Annotated in this window: 6 protein-coding genes; 1 reads left to right on the top strand and 5 read right to left on the bottom strand. The window is 60.1% G+C overall.

Annotated elements, in window-relative coordinates; all coding sequences use genetic code 11:
* Positions 1-742, bottom strand: a 742-nt coding sequence (locus NW853_RS07580; RefSeq protein WP_414348729.1) for a Uma2 family endonuclease, incomplete at its 3' end; no start/stop codon positions are given.
* A 41-nt stretch (positions 743-783) separates the two neighbouring features.
* Positions 784-1,479, bottom strand: coding sequence for a Uma2 family endonuclease (locus tag NW853_RS07575; protein WP_414336032.1), 696 nt, complete (start codon positions 1,477-1,479; stop codon positions 784-786).
* A gap of 103 nt (positions 1,480-1,582) precedes the next feature.
* Here NW853_RS07575 and NW853_RS07570 point away from each other — a divergent pair, with 103 nt between their 5' ends.
* On the top strand, positions 1,583-2,032 hold the full coding sequence (locus NW853_RS07570) for a DUF1499 domain-containing protein (RefSeq protein ID WP_414336030.1): 450 nt from the start codon (positions 1,583-1,585) through the stop codon (positions 2,030-2,032).
* 39 nt (positions 2,033-2,071) lie between these two features.
* On the opposite strand, the gene lpxD is transcribed toward NW853_RS07570, so the two are convergent.
* The 3 genes from lpxD to NW853_RS07555 form a co-directional block, all read right to left on the bottom strand.
* Complete coding sequence (gene lpxD, locus NW853_RS07565; protein WP_414348727.1) at positions 2,072-3,121, bottom strand: UDP-3-O-(3-hydroxymyristoyl)glucosamine N-acyltransferase; 1,050 nt, start codon at positions 3,119-3,121, stop codon at positions 2,072-2,074.
* Between the two features lie 15 nt (positions 3,122-3,136).
* Entirely contained in the window at positions 3,137-3,655 is a 519-nt protein-coding gene (locus NW853_RS07560; protein ID WP_414348725.1) for a DUF4330 domain-containing protein, read from the bottom strand.
* A gap of 72 nt (positions 3,656-3,727) precedes the next feature.
* Positions 3,728-5,209, bottom strand: coding sequence for a hypothetical protein (locus NW853_RS07555; protein ID WP_414348723.1), 1,482 nt, complete (start codon positions 5,207-5,209; stop codon positions 3,728-3,730).
* Positions 5,210-5,239 lie beyond the last annotated feature (30 nt).

Below are 5,239 nucleotides of genomic sequence, written 5' to 3'. Positions count from 1 at the left end.
ATGTACCCGGATTCACCCCTAGTTCCCGCAGCTTTTGGGCCAGGTGCTCTGCTCGCTGTTCGGCCTGCTCGGCTCGTTGCCGTTCTTGTTCAGCCCTTTGCCGCTCCAGTTCGGCCTCGGTGGGCACCAGCTCTCCAGCAGGCGTGGCCCAGCGAATCCATGTGGTTTCGATGTCCCGAAACCTGCCTTCCCATTTCACCAGGTACAGTCCCAGAACTGCGCTCGGCAGGCGACCTTCTGCATCGACTTCAATCGGCTCATAGTGGTCGCCCCTCAGCCGAAACCCCGCCCAGTCCTCTGGCTCAAACGGGTCAAACCAAAAGTACTCCGGCACCCGGATAATTTGCTCGTAAAGCTGCTTTTTGCTTGTCTTATCATCCTGGGCAGTGCTGGGAGAAAGAAGCTCAATCACCACGTCTGGCCCTTTGCCCTGCTCCCAGATCACCCAGCTTTTGCGCTCGCCCTTGGGCACTCCCAGCACCACAAAATAATCAGGCCCTCGGAAATTGCGGCTGCGGGTCTGCTCCAAGCTGTAGTAGAGGAACATGTTGCCGCTGACAAAGCCATCAGGGCGCTGCTGCAGCCAGGTTTGGGTGACGGAGATGAGCAAGTCCATCTGGCACTTGTGTCGCCAGCTTTCCATAGGTACGCCGTCGTCGTAGGGGAGCTCGTCTTGGGTAGGGGGCCAGTCGGGTAGATTAACCGGATCCGGCACCTCAATAATCGGTTTGGGGTTGGTCATTGCCAGTTCTCCGATAGGTATTTTGGGCTGGCCAGTTTTCTTTACAAAGTATCGGGATCCACTCCCAGTTCTCGCAACTTTTGGGCCAGGCGCTCCGCCCGTTGCCGTTCGATCTTTTCGGCTTCTTCTGGTGTGGGCACCAGCTCACCATTGGGGAAAAAGTACCGCAGCTGCCGGTTGTGAATGCCCAGGTACAGCCCCAACACCTCGCTCCAGCGCCACCCCTGCTCCGTTGGCTCAATCTCCTCGTACTGTTCCCCCCTCAGTCGCCAACCCATAAACTCCTGCGTTTCGGGAGAAAAGTAGAAGTACTCGGGTGTCCTAAAAACCCTTTCGTAAAGCTCCCGCTTCTCACCCCGATCCACCTTGGCTGTTGATTCCGAAAGCAGCTCGACGATCAAATCCGGGTACTTGCCCCCTTCTTCCCACACCACCCAAGAGGGGCGGGGGCGGTTTTCTACCCCTTTGACCAAAAACAGATCTGGGCCGCGGAAGTCTTTGCTTTTGAGTTGCTCTCGGCTGTAGTAAACGGTGAGGTTCCAGGCGAGGAAGTAGTCGTTGCGATCCTGCCAGAGGCGGGTGAGGCAGCTCACCAGAATCAAAAGCTGCAAGGCGTGGAGGGAGTGTTCCATTTCCGGTTCATCGCTGAGCAGCCCCTGGGCCGAGGGCATGAGCTCCGCCAGTTGCTGGCGGGTGAGGGGAGTTGTCTTTTCTTGGACTTTCTCTGGAGCCAACATGAGGCACGCAGGTCGGGTGAGTTGATTGAGCTATAGGCTAGCCCATAGGCAAACCTGGCAGTGGAAGGGGAAAAACGTTCTAGAAAAGGAAGCATAATGGGGGGTGCAAACCTCTTTTCCTGCTCTCATGTCTTTCTGGAAACCTTTGGTGCTCTTGGCAGTGCTGCTTTTTGCTTGGGCAGGCGGGATCCCCCCTGTGCAAGCAGCCACTCTGGGCGGATCCCCTTACAACCGCGCCCAACAGGAGGTTGTGGTTGCAGCCAGTCCAGAGCAGGTGTTGAAGGCGGCTGAACAGGCTTTTCAAGTCTGGAAGCGAGGCGAGCTGCTGTCTGTGAATGCCGAGGCGCTGGAAGTGAAAGGGATCTCCCGCACCAACTTTTTTAAGTTCGTGGACGATCTGACGGTTTCCTTATCGCCCATCGAAGGGGATCCCGGCCATACTCGTCTGCACATCACTTCGGTGGGCCGTATTGGGGAATACGATTTCGGCGGCAACCGGCGCAACATCAACGAGTACCTGAACACTCTGCAGTCCTTGTTGTCACAGGAGTAAAGCACCGCCATTGGGGTGAGAAAGGTGGATGACTCCTGGCTAGGGTCTTTCCGATTCCTCTGTTGCATGGTTCTCTTCTAGCTTGGCCACACGGGCTTCTAGCTTGCGCAGGGCCCGCTGCAGCTCAGGCAAATGTCGCTGAACTGCCATGCTCTTGCGCCATTCGGCAATGGGCTGATGGGGGTAGCCGGCCACTGTTTGGCCAGGAGGGATGTCGCTGGTAACGCCCGTCTGAGCGGCCACACGCACGCCATTGCCGATGTGCAGGTGGCCGGCCAGGCCGCATTGCCCGGCCAAAATGACGTGGTGGCCCAACTGGGTGCTGCCGGCAATGCCCACCTGGGCGACGATCAAGCAGTGGGACCCCGTGCGCACACCGTGGCCAATCTGCACCAGGTTGTCGATCTTGGTGCCGCGGCCAATACGGGTCTCCCCGACGGCGGCCCGATCGATGGTGGTGTTGCTGCCCACTTCTACACCGTCTTCCAGCACCACCCGGCCCGCCTGCAGCATGCGCCGCCAGGAGCCATCGGGGAGAGGAATGTGGCCGAAGCCGTCGTCGCCAATCACAGCGCCGCTGTGGATGAGGCAATCGTCGCCAATCTCCGTGCGCTCGTGAATGACGCAGTTGGCGAAAAGCTGACACCGGGATCCAATCCGCACGTAGGGGTAGATGGTTACGTTGGGGTGGATTTGGGTGTAGTCGCCGATCCTCACCCCTTCCATCACCACCACATGCGGCCCAATGGCCACCCCCTCTCCCAACTCAACGCTGGGATCGATCACGGCTGTGGGATGGATCCCGGTGGGCAGGCGATAGGGTTGGTAAAACAGCTCGATGGCCTGGGCAAAGAGCAAGCGGGGATCCCTGCCCCGCAGGCAGGGGATGGGGCGAGGTAAAGCTATAGATTCGCCCACGATGACGGCGCTGGCTTGGGTTTGCTCCAAGAGGGGCAAGTAGCGGTCTTCGCTGAGGAAGCTCAACTCGCCTGGGCGAGCTTCCGCCAGGCTAGCTACGCCGTGGATCTCGAGGGTGGGATCCCCCTCGTAGGCGCATCCCAATTTTTGGGCGATCTCCTGTAGCCGCATCAGGGTTGGTGTCCTCTACGATTGCAACAGCCGCACATCCATCACAGTGCCGCGCAAGTTGTAGCTAAAAGTCTCCAGCTCCAGGGGAACGCCAACTTTGACGCGGTTGTTGCCCAGGACAATGCCGTTCTCGGTCCGCTGGCCCCGTCCCCGCAAGGTAAACACCAGATCAAAGCGGTAGGACTCTGGGTCAGGCAAGTTCTCGACCCGTCCATCGGGGAAAACCACCGGAACCGTGCGGCTGACATTTTCTATCCGCACCACTTCCACCTGGCCGTAGGGCTGGTTGCGGATGATCAAGTCAGCCTTCTGACCCACTTGAAAGGGTTCCAGGGATCGGCTGCTGACCCCCCGCACGATCATGTCCACTTCCACCGGCAGGGTAGGGCCGCCCCCCACCTGGACGACGCTGCCCGCTTGCCGCCCTGGCAAAAACAAAACGGCGACAACGGCCGCCACCACAATCGCCAGCGCCCCCAGATCTAGGAGACTGACTTTTCCCAAAAGACGTCCCTGTCCGTCAATGAGCCGCATAGCCCCCTCTCCTCCAACACACTGTTTTGATTCTAGGCAGGTTTGCTCCCCAGGTGGCCTCTCCTGCTTGGCCTAAGGGATCCAGGCCAGGGCGCTGCTGCTCAGCGGCAGGCGACGACGGCTGTTGGGGAGCGGCAGTCCATCTTGCAAGTCCAGCAACCACACTTGCCCGCTGCGGATCGCTTGCCCACTGCGGCTGAGGGGAGCCCAGGGATCCGGAATCTCCTCTTGCAAGGGCTGCAAAAGCGTGTAGGCCAACAGGCGTCCGTCCGGAGAAAGGCTGAAGTCCAGCTCAAAGGGGTAGTCGGCCCGCGCCACCTCTATGGTCTTGCCCGCCCTCCCGCTGCCGAACACCACTGCCAGCAAGCGGGGGGACTCGGTGTAGGCCAGAGATTCCAACGCGCCCTCACCAACAAACTCGGCCTCGCTGACCAAGCCGTAAAAGACGGGTGCGCCGGGAGAAAAGGCTCCCTTGGTTACGGATCCCTCGGTTACCCAAATCTCCTCGCTGGTGCCGGTATTGCTGACGATAAAGAGGCTGCGGGTGTAGTCGGGATTGAAGCGCAGCAAAGCCCCGAAAGCCCCGTCGGGACGGATGGCCAAGGTTTGGCCGAACTGGGCCAAAAAGCTCTCCGCTGCCGCCCGCGGGTGCAGGGGCACAATCCCCACCCCTTGCCCCTGGGAGATGAGCAAGCTGCTCTCATCAGGGCTGATGAAAAAGTCTCCCCCCAAAGCCGTGTCCAGCTCCAGACGCTCAAAGGGATCCTGTCTCCTTTTCTGGACCCACAGCTCCGTCTGGACAGGGGCGAGGGGATCCCGTTGCAGGGGGATCCGCTCCGCTACCACCAGCTCCCCCGTCGGCGAGACCTGGAAGCGCAGGTTTTGGTAGCCCTGGTGATCCAGCAGCAACTGGGAAGACTGATCCTCCAGATCCAGGCGGTACAGATCCTGGTGTTGTAGGCTGGTGGTGGTGGCAAAGTAGTAGACAAAGCGGCCATCGGCGCTGGGCTGCATTTGAGTGACCTTCAGCCCGGCTGGCGTCAGCAACGTGGTGGATCCCGTCTCCAGGTTAAAGAGGAACAGCCGCCCCCGTTGGTCTGCTTCCGTGCCGATCCCCAACAACTGCCGATCCGGCGTGCGAAACTCCCCCTCAAAAGGCCGGGCCATGGGCTGGCCCCGCTCATCCACGGCGGCCTTTAGGCGCAGCCGGTAGGTCTGGCCGTAGGGGGCCGGCTCTGTCAGGGTCCAAAAAAAGCGGCGGCCCAGCTTGTGCATCCGGCCCGGCAGAGGCGGCTGGATCTCCAAGTTGGCCGCAACGCTGTCCGCATCCATAGGGCGGTTGAAGGTCAGCACCATCTGCAGTTCCTGGGATCCCACCCGCTGCTGTTGCCAGTTGAAATCCCGCACATAGGGGGCCGTATGGTTGCCCAGCAAAAATAAGATCACCCCAATCGCCAAGTTGCAGAGGGTGATCCCGGCTACCCAGCGATCCAAGGGCTGGGTCAGCCCTCGCTGCAGAGCTGCATAGAAACGACGTGCCGGCCAGGCAGGCATCCGGGTCGTACAGTTCTCGACATCTCAAAC

This window comes from Synechococcus sp. H55.11 (genome assembly GCF_047462475.1).
Taxonomy (GTDB): Bacteria; Cyanobacteriota; Cyanobacteriia; order Thermostichales; family Thermostichaceae; genus Thermostichus.
The sequence above is the reverse complement of the archived record's forward strand: the minus strand, read 5'-3'. Positions and strand labels throughout refer to the sequence as shown.

Bases quoted from the DNA above. Each gene is read 5' to 3' on its own strand.
- NW853_RS07575 (WP_414336032.1), bottom strand. From the start codon at position 1,479: ATGTTGGCTCCAGAGAAAGTCCAAGAAAAGACAACTCCCCTCACCCGC.
- lpxD (WP_414348727.1), bottom strand. From the start codon at position 3,121: ATGCGGCTACAGGAGATCGCCCAAAAATTGGGATGCGCCTACGAGGGG.
- NW853_RS07560 (WP_414348725.1), bottom strand. From the start codon at position 3,655: ATGCGGCTCATTGACGGACAGGGACGTCTTTTGGGAAAAGTCAGTCTC.
- NW853_RS07555 (WP_414348723.1), bottom strand. From the start codon at position 5,209: ATGCCTGCCTGGCCGGCACGTCGTTTCTATGCAGCTCTGCAGCGAGGG.